This window comes from Sagittula sp. P11 (assembly GCF_002814095.1).
Classification (GTDB): domain Bacteria; phylum Pseudomonadota; class Alphaproteobacteria; order Rhodobacterales; family Rhodobacteraceae; genus Sagittula.
The window spans coordinates 239,144-254,623 of the sequence record NZ_CP021913.1 but is presented as its reverse complement, the minus strand read 5'-3'; the positions used below and the strand labels follow the sequence as shown (position 1 = coordinate 254,623).

Genomic DNA, 15,480 nt, shown 5'->3' with positions numbered 1-15,480 from the left:
CATGCGCGCCGCTGACCTCCTGTCCCAGGCCACGCGGCGGCTGACCGCCGCCGAAGTGGCCGATCCCGGGCGCGATGCCCGGCGGCTGATGGCGCATGTGCTGAAGGTGCCGCCGGGCCGCCTGACGCTGTTCCTGCCCGAGGAGGTCGATCCCGACCTCGAGGTCATCTACCTGACGCTGATCGAGCGGCGCGCCGACCGGGTGCCGGTCAGCCACCTCGTGGGGCGGCGGGCGTTCTACGGGCGCGATTTCCTGGTCACGCCCGAGGTGCTGGACCCGCGCCCGGAGACAGAGACGCTGATCGAGGTCGCGCTGTCCGAACCCTTCGGCACGGTGCTGGACCTTGGCACCGGGTCGGGCTGCATCCTGCTGACTCTTCTGGCGGAACGGGACGACGCCGTGGGCTACGGCACCGACATCAGCCCCGCCGCGCTGAACGTCGCCCACTGGAACCGCAACGCCCTGAAGCTGGAGGGCCGGGCGGAGTTCTGCGAGGGCAGCTGGTACGGCGCGCTGGGGGAGATGGACGAACGCTTCGACCTGATCGTGTCGAACCCGCCCTACATCGCGGTGAACGAGATGCCCTTCCTGTCGCCGGAGGTGCGCGACCACGAACCGCGCCTTGCCCTGACCGACGAGGCCGACGGACTCACCGCCTATCACGCGATCCTGGCCGGCCACGCGCGCTGGCTGGCCCCCGGCGGACGGCTGGTGGCCGAGATCGGCGCCTCCCAGGGGATGGCCGTCAGCAAGCTTTTTGCCCGCGCCGGGCTGCGCGGTGTGCGGGTCATTCCCGACATTGACGGGCGCGACAGGGTCATCGTGGGCGTGAATTCGCCATTCTGAGGGGTTTTCCACGCAAATTTCGGCGTTTTGGGGGCATTTGCGCTTGCCGAACCCCGGTCCATATGATTATTCAGGCTCAGTTGGCTGTTGAGCGGCATCCGCCGCTCCCGCTGACGACAAGCCAACATGAAGGTGACAGAGACAGAGATTGGCGCAGGACGCGCCCGAATGTCACCAAGCCGTATCAACAGGCTGGACCAGATAAACGTATGCGCTCTTCCAAATCCCGTTCGCGGAACAAGAACAACCGCAACCGCAGCAGCTCGCTGGGCAACATCGTCAACCGGGTGTTCGATTCGAACGGACCGGAGGGCAAGGTGCGCGGCACGCCGCAGCAGATCATCGACAAGTACAACCAGCTGGCGCGTGACGCCGGGCTGGCCAACGACCGCGTCAACATGGAGAACTTCCAGCAGCACGCGGAGCACTACATGCGCATGCTGAGCGAGGCGCAGCGCGAGCAGGACCAGCGCCGCGAGCAGCAGGAAAAGGAAAACCGCGAGCGCCAGGCGCAGCGGGACCGTGACCGTTCGCAGCGCGGCGACGACCAGGGCAACGACCGCGACGACAGCAACGGCTCCGGCAACGGCGGCCAGCAGGGCGGCAACGGCGGCCAGCACAACGGTCAGAATGGCGGCCAGCACAGCGGCCAGATCGGGGGCCAGAACGGCGGCCACTCCGGCGGCCCGTCCCGGAACGAGACGCGCGGCCGCGACACCTCCGACAACCGCCCCTCCGACGTGGTGGACTTCGGCAGCGACGACGACGGCCCGGGCCTCGTGGACACGCCGGAAAGCCGGGCAGAGACCCAGCCCGAGCCGGTGAAGGCAGAGGCCCCCGCGTCCGACACGCCCGCTGCAGAGGAAAAGCCGAAGAAGCCGCGCGCCCGCAAGCCCTCGACCCGCAAGAAGCCGGTCAAGAAGGATGCGGCAGAGGGGGAGGCCCCCGCAGCGGCAGAGGCGCCCGCAGGTGACTCCACCCCGGACGCCGCGGAATAAACGCAGCTTTCAGAGTGCTGAAATGAAACCCCGCCGTATGGCGGGGTTTTTCGTTTCCGGTATGGGCGCGCGGCCCGGAGGCCGTCCTTCAGCGGTCGAAGGTGCGGGCCAGCGCGCAGAACGCCTCGAGCGGAACCTGCTCGGCCCGTTCGGTCGGCGGAATGCCGACGCTCCGCAGCCGGTCCTCGATGTCGGGCGCGGCCCCCTTCAGCGCGGCACGCAGCATCTTGCGCCGCTGGTTGAAGGCCATGGCGACGATCCGTTCCAGCGTCTTCGGGTTGGCCGGATACCGCGGTTCGGGCAGGGCGGTCAGGTGCACCACGGCGGAACTGACCTTCGGCGGCGGGGTGAAGGCCCCCGGCGGCAGGGTCAGGGCGATGCGCGCATCGGTGCGCCACTGCGACAGGATCGCAAGCCGCCCGTAGGCCTTGCCGCCCGGCTGCGCCACGATCCGCTCCGCCACTTCCTTCTGGAACATCAGCGTGAGCGACGACCAGACCGGCGGCCATTCGGGCGGCGTCAGCCAGCGGATCAGCAGCTCCGTGCCGACGTTGTAGGGCAGGTTGGCGCAGATCGCGATGGGCGGCTCCAGATGCGCCAGCGGATCGATCTCCAGCGCGTCGCCCTCGATCACCTCCAGCCGCCCGGGATAGGCGGCGGCGATCTCGGCAAGCGCCGGCAGGCAGCGCGCGTCCTTCTCGATCGCCAGCACCCGGCGCGCCCCTTCCGACAGCAGGCCGCGCGTCAGCCCGCCGGGGCCGGGCCCGACCTCCAGCACGTCCGTCTTCGACAGGTCGCCGGGGATGCGCGCGATGCGCGCCGTCAGGTTCAGATCCAGGAGGAAGTTCTGCCCCAGTGCCTTCTTCGCGATAAGCTGGTGCGTCGCGATCACGTCGCGCAGGGGGGGCAGGTTGTCGATCTGGCTCATGCGGTTCCATCGCCCAGCCGCAAAGGCGCGTCAAGCGCCGCGACACCGGCTCCGCCCGCCCCGACCGTCCCCTTCATCTTGGCGGAAATACCTCGGGGGGTGCAGGGGGGCGGCGCCCCCCTGCGCGTGGCGACGCGGAACGCGGCGCAAGCAGACCACCCCACAGCCGGGGCCTGCCGCCGGGGCCTTCAGCCGCGCGCCAGCCGGGAAGCCATGCGCAGCGCGGCGATGGTCGAGGTCGGGTTGGCGATGCCGGTGCCCGCGATGTCGAAGGCGGTGCCGTGGTCCGGCGAGGTCCGCACGAAGGGCAGGCCCAGCGTGACGTTCACCCCTTCGTCGAAGTCCAGCGTCTTGATCGGGATCAGCGCCTGGTCGTGGTACATGCAGATCGCGGCGTCGTAGTCCTCGCGCGCGCGGGCGTGGAACATCGTGTCGGCGGGCAGCGGGCCGTTCAGCAGCATGCCCTCGGCGCGCAGCTTTGCCAGCACCGGCGCGATCAGCTCCATGTCCTCGCGCCCCATGCGGCCGCCTTCGCCGGCGTGGGGGTTCAGCCCCGCCACCGCCAGCACCGGCTGGTCGACGCCGAACTGGCGCACCAGCGCGTCGTGGGTGATGCGGATGCGGCGATCCAGCAGTTCGGGTGTCAGGGCGGCGGGCACGTCGGCCAGCGCGATGTGGATGGTCACCGGCACCACCCGCAGGCGGTCGGAGGCCAGCATCATGACCACCTCGTCGACCCCGCCCAGGTGGGCCAGGAACTCGGTGTGGCCGGGATAGGCAAAGTCCGCCCCCTCGGCCAGCGCCTGCTTGTGGATCGGCAGGGTGCAGAGCGCGGCGGCCTGGCCATCGAGCACGTGGCGCACGCCCGCCTCGATGGACTGGATCACGCCGGGGGCATGGGCCGCCTGCGGCTCGCCCGGGACGCGGGGGCCGGGCATGGGCAGCGGCAGCACGGGCAGTCCGCGCGACGCGGCCTCCACCGCCTCGCCGGGATCGCCCAGCAGGACATGGGGGACGGTTCCGGGCAGGTGCGACGGCTCGCCGATCCAGAAGAACGGCAGGCTGTCGCCGAGGATCTCCCAGGCGCGTTCGGCCAGCTCAGGGCCGATGCCCGCGGGTTCGCCGCAGCTCATGGCGATGGGGGCGGTGGGCGCCTTGGCCTTGTCGGTCTGTCGGGACTCCGGGTCCGGGACCGGGTCGGAGGACGCCTGCCGGACCATGGTCGTCTCGCCGCCGTCGGGCGCCTCGCTGGCGCCCGGGGAGGTTACGGGATCGACCTTTTCCGCCGTCTCGCCCAGGGCGTTGCCGGTCCCCGTCCCGCGCCGCGTCATTGGTTGACGATCGTGGCGTCGGAGCGGAGCTGCGACAGGTAACCTTCGGCAAGCTGCCCGATGCGCTGGTTGCGCAGGGAGCCGAAGACCTGTTCGCGGTCGGGGCCTTCGTCTTTGGCGATCCCGGCGGTCCTGCCGCAGAGCATCAGGAGGACCAGCGTCTGGCCGTCCGCGCGGGTCAGCGCGGTCGACACCTCGCCCGGGTCGAGTTTCGACAGCTCGTAGGCGATGTCGGTGGGGATCTCGTTCACCGGCAGCGTGCCGCGGTCGAGCACTTCCGGCGGCTGGCCCTTGGCCACGCCGTAGAGGTCGTCGCAGCGGTCGGTTCGGTCGGCGATGCCCTGCGCCTTGGCGAGGTTCTCGGGCGTGCGTCCGCCGGGGATGTAATAGGCGGCGTATTCCACGGCGGCGGTCGGGGGCGACTGGTATTCGCCCTCTTCGATGGCGCGGAGCTGGAAGAGCGCCATGGCGCCCTGCAGCGGGATCGGGTCGGAGACCTGGCCGGGCGCAAGGCCAAGCACGATGGGTTGCAGCGGCCCCGGCAGTTCCGACAGCGAGCGCCACGGCAGTTGCCCGCCCGCCCCGCGCGAGGCGGTGGCGGAGAAGCGCCGCGCCTGCGCCGAGAAGGCGCCGGTGTCGTCGAGCTGCGCGATGCGCTCGGCCCGTTCGCGGACGACCTCTTCCTGGCCCGGGGGCATCGGCATGATGATCTCGGACAACAGGACGCGCACGTTGGAGGTGCCGTTCTGGCCCTCGAGGGCGCGGTCGACCTCTTCGTCGGATACGCTGGCGCGCCCGGCGAAACGCTGTTGCACCAGCATCCGCCAGGAGACGCCCGCGCGCACGAAGTCGCGGAAGGTTTCCTCGTCGACGCCGGCCTGTGCCAGCGCCTGGGTGAACTGTTCGCGGGTCAGGCTGGCGCGGCTGGCGAACTCCTCCATCCCGTCGAGGATCTCCTCGGGGGAGGGCTGGATGCCGGCGTCGCGGGCGGCCTGCAGGCGCAGGCGGTCGTCGATGAGCTGTTCGCGTGCCACCTTGTTCAGGTCGCCGGGCGCCCGCATGACCTGGAGCATCCGCTTGCGCTGTTCCAGCTCGTAGCCGGTGATGACCTGCTCGTTCACGATGACGACGGGCGAGAAGAGGCTCTGTGCCGCAACGGGGGTGCCCTGCGCAGCGGCAATGGCGATGCCGAGCGCAAGCGACGCGGCGGTGAGAGAGGTTTTCAGCGACATATGCGGCGATACTCCTTGGCACTGTCGTCGGCGCCGAAGCCGTGCAGCGCGACGGTCAGTTGGATGTCCGTGGACGGCTCCAGGTTGGTGGCCGAGGCGAATTCGCGTGTCGCCCCGACGTCTACCTGGATGCATTCATTGCGGTATTGCAAGCCGAGGCCCACGCGGTCAAGGCGCCGGTCGGCAAGATCGTACCGAACCTCGGTCGAGGTCTCCCAGTGGCGGGTCACACGGTAGCGCCCGTCGAAGGTCCATTCGGAAACGGCCTTGTCCCGAAGCTCGTCGGGATCGGTGACCAGCAGCACGTAGGAGGCGCCGAGGTCCATGCGGGTGTTGGACCAGCCGGCGCGCGCCTCGGCCTTGGTGAAGCGGTTGTCCTCGTCGAGCAGGCCGCGCGCGGTGAGCGTGATGCCCAGCGGGTTGGCGAAGCGCCCGGCGATGAGCCAGTCGCTTTCGAGGCTGTCGAGACCGGAGGACCGGGTGAATTCCGAGTCGATGTCCTCGCGCCAGAGGCGGCCCATGGTCAGCGCGGCGGACCAGCCGCCCGGCGCCTCGTGCAGCCAGCGCACGCCCGCGGCAAAGGTCATGCCGTGCTCGCGACGGTCGGCGGCGGGGTAGCGGGAAAGCGAGAGCAGGTTGGCCTCGTCGAACTCGACGCGGGTCGATTCCTCGTTGGCGTTCTTCGCGCGCGATCCGCCGACCCAGCCGATCTGCGCCACAGGCTCGAGGAGGGTGCGGCCGCCGTTCATGCCCTTGCGCTGGAGCGGCCAGCGCAGTTCCACCGAGGCGCCTGGGGTGACGCGGGTGATCCGGTCGGGCACGGCGGCGTCCTGGTCGGTGATGTAGTGGTCGACCCAGAGATGGCCTTCGAGACCCAGCCGGAAGCCGGGGCCCATGGTCCAGCGCTCGCGCCAGCTGCCGTCGATGTTGAGCCGCGCGGTGTCGCGGCCGTCGGTGATGTTGTCGGCGTCGTCGCTGTCGACGTCGAGCTTGCTTTCGCGGTAGAGGCCGCTGGCTTCGAGCGACAGGCGGAATTCGCCCGGCACGCGCGACCACAGGAACCGCCGGTCGGTGTGCATGGAGGCGGTCAGCCCGGGCTGTGTGGCGTTCGCCTCGTACTGGCGGAGGGTCTGGTAGCTGGTCAGGCCGAAGCTGATGCGGCGGTCGGTGCGCACCCGGGCCAGGGTCACGGTGCTGGCCAGACGGTCGCTGTTCTGGATCGAATAGTCGTTGAGGTAGGCCTCGTCCGAGACGGAGCGCAGCGCGAAGGTCAGCGTGTAGTCGCGCGGCAGGCTGAAGACGCCGTCGGCAAAGAGGTAGCCGCGCACCTGCTCGTCCCGGAAGCTGTCGGAGGACAGCGCCCCGGTCAGCGTCAGCTGCCCGCTGCGGAAGGCGCGGCGGTAGCGGAATTCGAGCGTGCGGGATTTCGTCGTCAGGTGCGGCGCGAGCGTCAGGTCCTGATGGTCGCCGATGGGGATGAAGTACGGCACCTTCACGCCGAAACCCAGCAGGGTCGAGGACGTGAAGGTCGGGAACAGGAAGCCGCGCGCCCGGTCGAGCGTCGGGTCGGGCAGGCGCAGGCGCGGCAGCCAGAATACGGGCACGTCGAGCAGGCGGATCTGCGCGTCGTCGAAGTAGAGCTGGCGCTCTTCCTGGTCGTGCACCACGCGGGCGGCGCGGATCTGCCAGAGCGGCACCTGGTTCTTGCCGCAGACCTGGCAGGAGGTCGCGGCGACGCGGCGCAGCTGCGTGTAGCGGCCGTCGACGCGCTGCGCCTCGACCGCGGCAAGCTGCATCTGCTGGTCGATGACCATGCGCGCGCCCTTCAGGAGACCGTTGCGGAAGCCCTCGTCCAGCTCTGCCTCGGAGGCGAGGATGATGACGCCCTGTTCGGGATCGGTGATGCGGATCGGTCCGGTGATCGAGAGCTTGTCGTTGGCGCGGTCGTAGGTGATCGCCGATGCGGTCAGCCGGGTCGTGCCTTGCAGCGCCTCGACGTTGCCGGTGGCGACCAGCGTCTCCTCTCCGTCGATGAAGACGTTGTCGGCCACGAGGAGCGCGGGCGCCTCTTCTTCCTCCGTCGCCTGCTGGGCGGCGGCAGGGGCGGCCGTCGTCATGAGGGCGGGCAGGGGCGCAAGCCAGAGCGCGGCACAGGCCGCGGCGCGGAGGGCGGCGCGCGTCAGCGCACGGGGCGATTGCCCCGCCGGGGGCGTGGCCAGCGGCAGAAGCGGCACGATGCGTCTTCCTCGTGTCATCCGTCCTCCATGTGCAGGACCAGTCCCAGGGCCAGCAGGACCGAGGCGATGGGGGGCACCCATGCCGCGACAACCGGGGCGAGCTGGCCGTTTTCGCCCATGATCTGCGCGAAGCTTCGCACGTAATAAAGCCCGAATCCAAGCAGCACCGCAGAGAGCACGGCAAGTCCGGTGCGCGCAAGCCGTGTCGGCTGCATGGTGAAGGCCGCGCCGACCAGCACCATGGCCACGAGGAACAGCGGTCGGGCCAGCTCCATGTTATACCATACGATGTGGCGGCGGGCAGAGAAACCGGCCTCTTCCAACCCGGCGATGAACTGCGGCAGGTCCCAGATCGCGACCGCCGAGGGCCGCCCGAACCTGTCGCGGATGCTTTCGCGGGTGAGGGTGGAGGGCAGCTCGTACTCGTCGTGGATGCGCGCGCCGAGCTCGGGGTTGAGGCCGGGGGTCAGCGGCCATGCCTTGGCGTCGGTCAGGTGCCACGCGCCTTCGGCGAGGGCTGCGCTTTCGGCCTGGATGCGCATGGCCGGGCCGCCGTCGGGCGCGTAGGTCACGATGGAGACGTCGAAAAGCTCTGTCGCTTCCGGGTTGGCGCGAGCGGCACGGATCACCGACTGGCCGTCTTCGCCGCCCTGCCGCAGCCAGAGGCCCTCCGGCCCGAAGGACACGGCGGAGGTGTTGCCGGACTCGTATGCCTCGCGCAGGTCGGCGTAGCGTTTGGAGGTGGCGGCGACGATCGGGTTCATCATGGCGACGATGAGCGCGCCGATCAGCAGCGCCACCGTGGCCGGTGCCATGAGCGCGGTCAGGCCCGAACGTCCGGCGGCGCGGGTCGCCACCAGCTCGGAGGACCGTGCCAGCCCGATGAACATCGCCACCGTGGCGAGGATCATCACCAGCGGCAGGATCTCGTAGAGGCCTTCGGGCAGCTTGAGGATGACCAGTTGCAGGGTTTCGCCGAAGCTGACCTCATCGCCCAGCTGGCGCAGTTCGTCGATCAGGTCGAGCAGCCCCTGGAACAGCGCGAAGACGGCGAAGATGCTCAGGAACAGCCAGAGGAAGCGGCGGGCGTAGTAGACGTGCAGGGTCACGCGGCGGCCTCCGTCGTGCGGATGCGTTTCGGCCGGAAGGGCCGGGAGGCCTGCCAGAGCAGCGCCCACGTGAAGGCGAGGCCGGTCGCGCTCGGGGCATAGATCAGCGGCCAGAGTTTGGGGTAGCGGACCACGGGGTCGGTGACCGCGCTTTCGACCAGTTTCACCACCACGAGCAGGAAGATGGCGAAGACGATCTGCCGGGTCACGCCGAAGCGCGAGAAGCCGCCGACCATCAAGGCGGAGTAGCCGATCAGCGCCGCCACGACGCAGAGCAGCGGCCCCTGGAAGCGGATGTGCGCCTCTTCCAGCACCTCGCCGGTTTCCTCCCCCGTTTCGACGGCGATGCCGTCGGTGTTGAACAGCAGTTCCGTGGTGGGGATCGCGTCGAGCTTGCGGCGCTTTTGGGGGCTGGCGGTGATCAGCCCGGTCAGGTCGTAGGTGAAGTCCGAGAAGTTGGTGGTCGACAGCCGCATCTCGGTCATGTCCATGGTCTGCGCGAGACCGGCGAGCATGACCATCTTCGGCCCCTCGTCGTCGCGGATCAGGTAGGCGCGGTCGGCGGTGTAGATGATGTCGCGATCCGGCTGGCGCCGGTCCGACAGGAGCACGTCCTGCAGCGTGCCCTCGGGGGTGATGTCCCGGATGTAGAAGGTGATGCCCTTCGAGGGATGCAGGAAGGTGCCTTCGCGCAGGAGCCGCGCCGAGACGGAGCTGGACAGTTCCTGTTCGCGCATCCGGAGCTGTTTCAGCGACTGCGGCACGAGGACATGGGTCAGGACGCTCATCATCAGGGTGACGGTGAGGCCGAAGACCAGCACCGGGCGCGCCAGCCGCCAGGGCGAGAAGCCGGTGGCCTTGACCACGGTCAGCTCGGAATCGCCGGACAGCCGGTTGGTGACGTAGACCGCCGCGGCAAAGCTAGCCATCGGCAGCACGAGCGCGATCACCGCGGGCAGCGACAGGGCTGTGAACTCCAGCACGATGCGGGCGGAATGGCCGTCGTTGATGAGCCGGTCGAACAGCACCACGGCGCGGTTCACCCAGTAGACGGACACAAGCACGAGCGCGAAAAATCCGAAAAGCACCATCAGTTGCGACAGAACATATCTGTCGAATCTCTGCACGCCGTGTAACCCCCCGGTCCTTTCTGGTTGGCGGGCAGTCTAGGCGAAAGGTCAGGCGGGGGGAAGGTGGCTCTGGCCTTCCGCGGCGGGCGCGGCTAGGTCTTTTGGGCAAGGACACGCTCAACGACGCCCGCGCGGACCGTGCGGGGCCGGGGCCGGCGGAGGCTGCCCCTCAGCACACGACAAGGAGAACCCAAGATGACAGAGCTGCGCGACATCCGTTTTGCCGAGACCGACCTCGAAGCGCTGGCCGGGGCGGCGGGCGCCGTGGCGGTGCTGGTGCCTGCCGAGGGCACCATGGGCCCGGGCGCGCGGCGGCTGAACCGGCTGACCAAGGGCGCGGTGAAGCGGGCGCTGGACAGCGAGGCCTTCGAGAAGCTGGGCGCGGGCGAGGCGATGGCACTGGCCTGGCCCGTGGGCATGGCGGCGGACGTGGCGCTGGTGGTGAAGCTGCCGCGCCGCCCCTCGGTGACGGAGGCCCGCAAGGCCGGAGCCGCACTCGCCAAGGCCGCCGGATCGAAGGAGCTGACCGTGGTCGTCGATGGCACCAAGCGCGTGGCGCAGATGGGCCTCGGGATCGCTCTGCGCGGCTATGCCTTCACCGCCCGCAAGTCGAAGGCGGAGGACCCGCTGGGCGCCGCCACCCTGATGGTGAAATCGGTCGAGGAGGCGGAAGGCGCCTTTGCCGCCGTCAAGGCCGTGGCCGAGGGCGTGGCCTTCACCCGCGACCTGACGTCGGAACCGGCCAACGTGCTGGGCACGGTGGAATTCGCCAACCGGCTGGAGGCGCTGCGCGACCTCGGGCTGGAGGTCGAGGTGCTGGACGAGGACAAGCTCGAAGAACTGGGCATGGGCGCGCTGCTGGGCGTCGGCATGGGTTCGGCGATGCCGTCCAAGGTCGTCGTGATGCGCTGGAAGGGCGCGGAGGGCGCCCCGCTGGCGCTGATCGGCAAGGGCGTGGTCTTCGACACCGGGGGCATCTCGCTGAAGCCCGCCGCGGGCATGGAAGACATGACCATGGACATGGGCGGCGCGGGCGTGGTCTCGGGCGTGATGAAGACGCTGGCGCTGCGCAAGGCGAAGGCGCACGTGGTCGGCATGGTGGGCCTCGTGGAGAACATGCCCTCGGACCGCGCGCAGCGTCCGGGCGACATCGTGACCTCGATGAAGGGCGACACGATCGAGGTCATCAACACCGATGCCGAGGGGCGGCTGGTGCTGGCGGATGTGCTCTGGCACGCGCAGGAGAGCGAGAAGCCGGCGGCCATCGTCGACCTCGCCACGCTGACCGGCGCCTGCATCATCGCGCTGGGACACGAGAACGCCGCGGTCTTCTCGAACGACGACGCCTTTGCCGGGGATTTCCTGAAGGCGGCGGAGGCCGAGGGCGAGGGCGCGTGGCGGATGCCGATGGGCAAGGCCTACGACGACATGCTCAAGAGCCAGAAGGCCGACATGAAGAACATCGGCGGTCGGCCCGCGGGCTCCATCACCGCGGCGCAGTTCCTGCGGCGCTTCGTGAAGGAGGGGACCCCCTGGATCCACCTCGACATCGCGGGCGTGGCGCAGGTGAGCGCCGACACCGCGCTGGCGCCGAAGGGGGCGACCGGCTGGGGTGTCATGTCGCTCGACCGGCTGGTGCGCGACAAGTTCGAGACGGAGTGATCCGGGGCGTGCCGCCGTTGGCTGCACATATCCCGCCGGGCGCGCGCGTGGTGTGCTGCGCCCGGTTTTGGTCGATGGAGGCCTGATGATGGGCGCGGTCTTCTTCTACCACCTCACGCGCCAGCCGCTGGAGGTGACGCTCGGCATGCTGCTGACCAAGTCGCTGGAGCGCGGCTGGCGGGTGGCGGTGCGCGGCACAGATCCGGCGCGGCTCGACTGGCTCGACGCGAAGCTGTGGCTGGAGCCGGAAGAGGGCTTCCTGCCGCACGGGCTGGCGGGCGGGAAGTTCGACGCGGATCAGCCGGTGCTGCTGACCACGGCGCTGGAGGCGCCGAACGCGCCCTCCTGCCTGATCGCGGTGGACGGGGCGGAGATCCGCCCCGAGGAGACCGAGGCGCTGGAGCGGGTGTGCATCCTCTTCGACGGCGGCGACGGCGCGGCGGTGCAGGCCGCGCGCGGCCAGTGGAAGGCGCTGACCTCGGCCGGGTGCAAGGCGCAATACTGGTCCGAAGAGTCCGGACGCTGGGAGAAGAAGGCCGAGGCCTGAGCGGGCGCTGCACGATTTTCTTCGAAAATCGTGATTGCCGCGCGTTGGGGCCGGGGGCGTGCACGATTTTCTTCTAAAATCGTGCGGGCGCCGGTGCCAGATGCCAGGCAAGACCGGCTTCTGGTTTCGCATCGCTGATCCGGAGCGCGGCGCCAGGTCCGAAGTCCAAGACAGGGGCCGAGCGGTCATTCGTGAAGAATGCCGCGAGCGGCAGGATCGAGCCCGAATTACCGAATTCCTGAATTGCGGCGCATGTTGCCAGCCTGAAAGAGCGCAAATCGCCGGCATGGATCGGATCTTGTTCTGATCGCGATCATTGCGCGACATCTGCGAGGAAGGTCAGCAAGGCATCATTCACCGCATCGGGTCGTTCCTGCGGCACCCAATGGCCAATACCATCCAGAAAGACGGGATCGCGCAGTTGCGGAACAAGCTCGCTCTGTCCTGCAATGATTTCTCTCATGCCGGGTATTGCCAGCCCCGTGTCGCGGCTTCCCGCGATGTAGAGCGCCGGCACCTCCACGGTTCGGCCGGCAAATGCTTTCTGAAGGTGCCAGTTGCGGTCCAGATTGCGGTAAAGGTTCAGAGGGCCTCTGAAACCGCTTCTTGTGTAGTCGGCTACGAACGCCTCCAGATCCGTCGGGGTCAACCAGTTTGGTGTCCGGGCAGGCATCGGCAATGGTGCAAGCAGACCAATCTGACGCGACACCATCGCAAACGGGTTGGGCGTTGCATCACCCGGCTGCCGCGGACCGGCTTCTCCGGAGGCCGCGTGGAAAATCTTCAGAAGGGTTGTGCGCACATCCTGTTCGAACTCGGCCTCTGCGATGCCGGGCTCCTGGAAATAGAGCGTGTAAAAGAGGGCTTCATCCGTCGCCGGAAAAATCTGCGTCGGCGGCACCGGCGGCTGCCCCATCATGGGCACGCCGATTGCGGCAACGGCTTTGAACCGGTCAGGGCGCAAAAGGGCGGCCTGCCATGTCAGAGTGGCGCCCCAGTCGTTGCCGACGATGACAGCCGTCGCCACACCCAGCTCGTCAAGCAACGCCACCATGTCGCCGACCAGCATCTGGAGTGCATAGGCTTCGACGGTTTCCGGAGCGTCAGTTCCGCCGAAGCCCCGCAGATCGGGGGCGATCACGCGATAACCCTGCGCCGAGAGCGCCTCGATCTGATGTCGCCAAGCATAGGCTGTTTCCGGAAATCCATGGCAGAGCAGCACTACGGGACCGGTCCCCCGATCCGCGATCCGCATCAGCAATCCGTTTGCTTCGACGTCCCGATACGGCATGTCGGTCATATCATCTGTTCCTTTTAACTGACTGGGTGCACCTGCGGGCAAACCCAGTGCGATGAGCGGGAGGATTGTCAATTTCATGACGGCAGTCCGGCGGTTCATGGTGGCAGTCCCATTGTGTAACGTGTATTGTTACATATAGAGGGTTGCACATAGAATGTAACTCAGTCTGTTACGCTATGAGGCAAAATGTGAATCGCGATGGCCGTTTTCCACGTGTGCTGCACGTCTTGATCCACATGGCTCTGCGCGACAGGGTCATGTCATCGGCCGAAATTGCTCAGATGCTCACGACGAACCCAGTCGTGGTGCGCCGGATGTTGGCAGGCTTGCGCGATGGCGGGTTGGTTGAAACGTCAAAAGGGCCGGGCGGCGGCTGGCGCGTTGTCAAATCGCTTGACGCCATGACCTTGCGGGACGTCTTCGATGCCTTGGATCGCCCGGGGATAAACGTCGGTGGCGCGGCCCACGACCATCCGGGATGCCCCGTCGAGGCAGCGGTCAACGTCGCACTGGCTGACGTCGATGATGCCGTCACCGAGATGATGCTGAACCGTTACGCGGCAACCACTCTTGCGGACATCGCCAACGCCGCGAAGACGGCGTCCTGACCATGATGTCGGCAAGGGTTTTGATTTGTCGCGAACAGAGTGGCCATCAGTTCTGCCCCGACCTGTGGAATAGCAGGGAGACGAGAGACGGATGGGTTGCCGTCCTGACATTGACGGCTTTGTCCGCGTTCCTGTGCCGCACCCGGGGTCCGGATTGGGTCGGAAGTGTTTGGCATCTAATTAGGAATTGACTGGCGCGGCACCCTGTCAAAATTCAGAAAGCCCGACTGGAAGAGCCAAGAACGCACGGCATGTGACACGCCGGTTCAGCGTTCGAGGATCATTCGGCCGCCGGAGATCTCCAGCCGGTCGAAGCGGGCGAGGTAATCCATGCCCAGGAGCGAATCCATCATCTGCCCGTCGTTCACATAGGCCCGGACCCCGCGGTCCAGGAAGGGCCCGAGCGACACGCTGTCCAGCGTGACCGGCGCGGTCTGCACCGTGCCGTTGGCGGTCTGGGCCATGTCGTAGAAGGCGAGGTCCTCGGGGTGCAGGCCGGCCTCCTCGGCGGCGGTTCTGGTCAGCACCACGCCCGAGGCGCCGGTGTCCACGACGAAGCGGATGGGCGATCCGTTGACCTCGAGCGTCACGTAGTAATGGCCGTCGAAGCCGCGCGGGATCTCGATCCGGCCGTCGCCGGAGAACACCGCCTGCCGCTGGTCGAGCCCGCCGCGCACATCCTGCCAGAGCCCGGCGGCGGCGAGAATGCCGACGAAGAGCAGCGCCCAGCCCATAAGGGTCTGCACGCCGCGGCCCGGCGCGCGGCGGTAGTTCATCCAGAACCACGCGAGCACGGCGAAGCCGAGGAGCCCGAGAAAGAGCGTGTGGCCGGTCTGGTCGGGCGTCATGTCGGGTCCCTGTGCCTGCGTCCCTTCAATGTAGGCATTCCGCCTGCGGAAGGAAGCCTCAGGACGCGACGAAGCCGAAGTCGCGCAGCCCGTCGAGCACGAATTGCACCGAGAGCGCGGCGAGGAGCATCCCGAGGAGGCGGGTGGTGACGGTGATCCCGGTGGGTCCCAGCCCGCGTTCGATCAGCCCGGCGGAGAGGAACAGCAGAAGGACCAGCGCCAGCACCAGCGCCATGACACCCAGCACGCCTATGATGCCCAGCACGTCGGTGGTCGAACCGGTCAGCAGGATCATCGAGGCGATGGCGCCCGGTCCGGCGATCAGCGGGATGGCCAGCGGGAAGACGGAAGGGTCGGGCGGGTGGTCCGCCTCTGCCCGGTCCTCGCGCCGCTTGTTGCGGCGTTCGAAGAGCATGTCGAGCGCGGTGATGAACAGCAGGATGCCGCCGGAGATCCGGAAGGCGGGCATGCCGATCCCGATGAAGCCCAGCACCGCCTCGCCGAAGAAGGCGAACAGCGTCAGGAGCGCCGCCGCGATGACCGTCGCGCGGATGCCCACGGCGCGGCGGTGGCGCGCGTCCGCGCCCTGCGTCAGGGCGATGAACAGCGGTGTCAGCCCGATCGGGTCGATGACCACGAAGAGCGTGACGAAGGCCGAGATCAGGAAGGTCGGGTCCATGATCCCCGGTTAGGCGGTTTCGGG

The 15,480-nt window shown here is 68.3% G+C and carries 14 protein-coding genes; 5 read left to right on the top strand and 9 right to left on the bottom strand.

Annotated features, from left to right (window positions below; translation table 11 throughout):
• Window position 1: 1 nt before the first annotated feature.
• Together prmC and CDO87_RS01255 are read left to right on the top strand one after the other, a co-directional pair.
• The gene (gene prmC, locus CDO87_RS01260; protein ID WP_100927077.1) at window positions 2-847 is read left to right on the top strand and encodes a peptide chain release factor N(5)-glutamine methyltransferase; all 846 of its coding nucleotides are present in this window, start codon (window positions 2-4) and stop codon (window positions 845-847) included.
• A gap of 209 nt (window positions 848-1,056) precedes the next feature.
• Window positions 1,057-1,845, top strand: coding sequence for a DUF4167 domain-containing protein (locus tag CDO87_RS01255; RefSeq protein WP_100927076.1), 789 nt, complete (start codon window positions 1,057-1,059; stop codon window positions 1,843-1,845).
• 88 nt (window positions 1,846-1,933) lie between these two features.
• Here CDO87_RS01255 and rsmA read toward each other — a convergent pair whose 3' ends face one another.
• The 6 genes from rsmA to lptF all read right to left on the bottom strand — a co-directional run bounded on the left by rsmA (window position 1,934) and on the right by lptF (window position 9,809).
• A complete protein-coding gene (gene rsmA / locus CDO87_RS01250; protein WP_100927075.1) occupies window positions 1,934-2,773 on the bottom strand; it encodes a 16S rRNA (adenine(1518)-N(6)/adenine(1519)-N(6))-dimethyltransferase RsmA in 840 nt (279 codons plus the stop codon).
• 188 nt (window positions 2,774-2,961) lie between these two features.
• Window positions 2,962-3,906 carry a 4-hydroxythreonine-4-phosphate dehydrogenase PdxA gene (pdxA, locus tag CDO87_RS01245; protein WP_254698451.1) on the bottom strand — a complete coding sequence of 315 codons (945 nt, stop codon included), beginning with the start codon at window positions 3,904-3,906 and terminating at the stop codon, window positions 2,962-2,964.
• Between the two features lie 194 nt (window positions 3,907-4,100).
• Window positions 4,101-5,336, bottom strand: coding sequence for a peptidylprolyl isomerase (locus tag CDO87_RS01240; protein ID WP_100927073.1), 1,236 nt, complete (start codon window positions 5,334-5,336; stop codon window positions 4,101-4,103).
• Window positions 5,327-7,591, bottom strand: a complete 2,265-nt coding sequence (locus CDO87_RS01235) for an LPS-assembly protein LptD (protein ID WP_100927072.1) — start codon at window positions 7,589-7,591, stop codon at window positions 5,327-5,329. Before CDO87_RS01235 ends, CDO87_RS01240 begins: the two co-directional genes overlap by 10 nt.
• Entirely contained in the window at window positions 7,588-8,682 is a 1,095-nt protein-coding gene (gene lptG / locus CDO87_RS01230; RefSeq protein ID WP_100927071.1) for an LPS export ABC transporter permease LptG, read from the bottom strand. The genes CDO87_RS01235 and lptG overlap by 4 nt, the downstream gene beginning before the upstream one ends.
• Window positions 8,679-9,809 (bottom strand): LPS export ABC transporter permease LptF, encoded by a 1,131-nt coding sequence (lptF, locus tag CDO87_RS01225; RefSeq protein ID WP_100927070.1) that lies wholly within the window; start codon window positions 9,807-9,809, stop codon window positions 8,679-8,681. The genes lptG and lptF overlap by 4 nt, the downstream gene beginning before the upstream one ends.
• A 198-nt stretch (window positions 9,810-10,007) precedes the next feature.
• Between lptF and CDO87_RS01220 the strand changes: the two genes are divergently transcribed.
• Window positions 10,008-11,474, top strand: coding sequence for a leucyl aminopeptidase (locus CDO87_RS01220; protein WP_100927069.1), 1,467 nt, complete (start codon window positions 10,008-10,010; stop codon window positions 11,472-11,474).
• 88 nt (window positions 11,475-11,562) lie between these two features.
• The gene (locus CDO87_RS01215; RefSeq protein ID WP_100930792.1) at window positions 11,563-12,021 is read left to right on the top strand and encodes a DNA polymerase III subunit chi; all 459 of its coding nucleotides are present in this window, start codon (window positions 11,563-11,565) and stop codon (window positions 12,019-12,021) included.
• A 313-nt stretch (window positions 12,022-12,334) separates the two neighbouring features.
• Here the strand turns inward: CDO87_RS01215 and CDO87_RS01210 are convergent, their stop codons facing one another.
• Complete coding sequence (locus CDO87_RS01210) at window positions 12,335-13,399, bottom strand: alpha/beta fold hydrolase (protein ID WP_198521799.1); 1,065 nt, start codon at window positions 13,397-13,399, stop codon at window positions 12,335-12,337.
• Window positions 13,400-13,509: 110 nt separating this feature from the next.
• Here CDO87_RS01210 and CDO87_RS01205 point away from each other — a divergent pair, with 110 nt between their 5' ends.
• Window positions 13,510-13,929: an Rrf2 family transcriptional regulator gene (locus CDO87_RS01205; RefSeq protein WP_198521798.1), complete on the top strand. Its 420-nt coding sequence runs from the start codon at window positions 13,510-13,512 to the stop codon at window positions 13,927-13,929.
• Window positions 13,930-14,195: 266 nt separating this feature from the next.
• Here CDO87_RS01205 and CDO87_RS01200 read toward each other — a convergent pair whose 3' ends face one another.
• Together CDO87_RS01200 and CDO87_RS01195 are read right to left on the bottom strand one after the other, a co-directional pair.
• Window positions 14,196-14,777, bottom strand: coding sequence for a TIGR02281 family clan AA aspartic protease (locus CDO87_RS01200; RefSeq protein WP_100927067.1), 582 nt, complete (start codon window positions 14,775-14,777; stop codon window positions 14,196-14,198).
• Between the two features lie 58 nt (window positions 14,778-14,835).
• The gene (locus CDO87_RS01195; RefSeq protein ID WP_198521797.1) at window positions 14,836-15,456 is read right to left on the bottom strand and encodes a MarC family protein; all 621 of its coding nucleotides are present in this window, start codon (window positions 15,454-15,456) and stop codon (window positions 14,836-14,838) included.
• Between the last annotated feature and the right edge of the window lie 24 nt (window positions 15,457-15,480).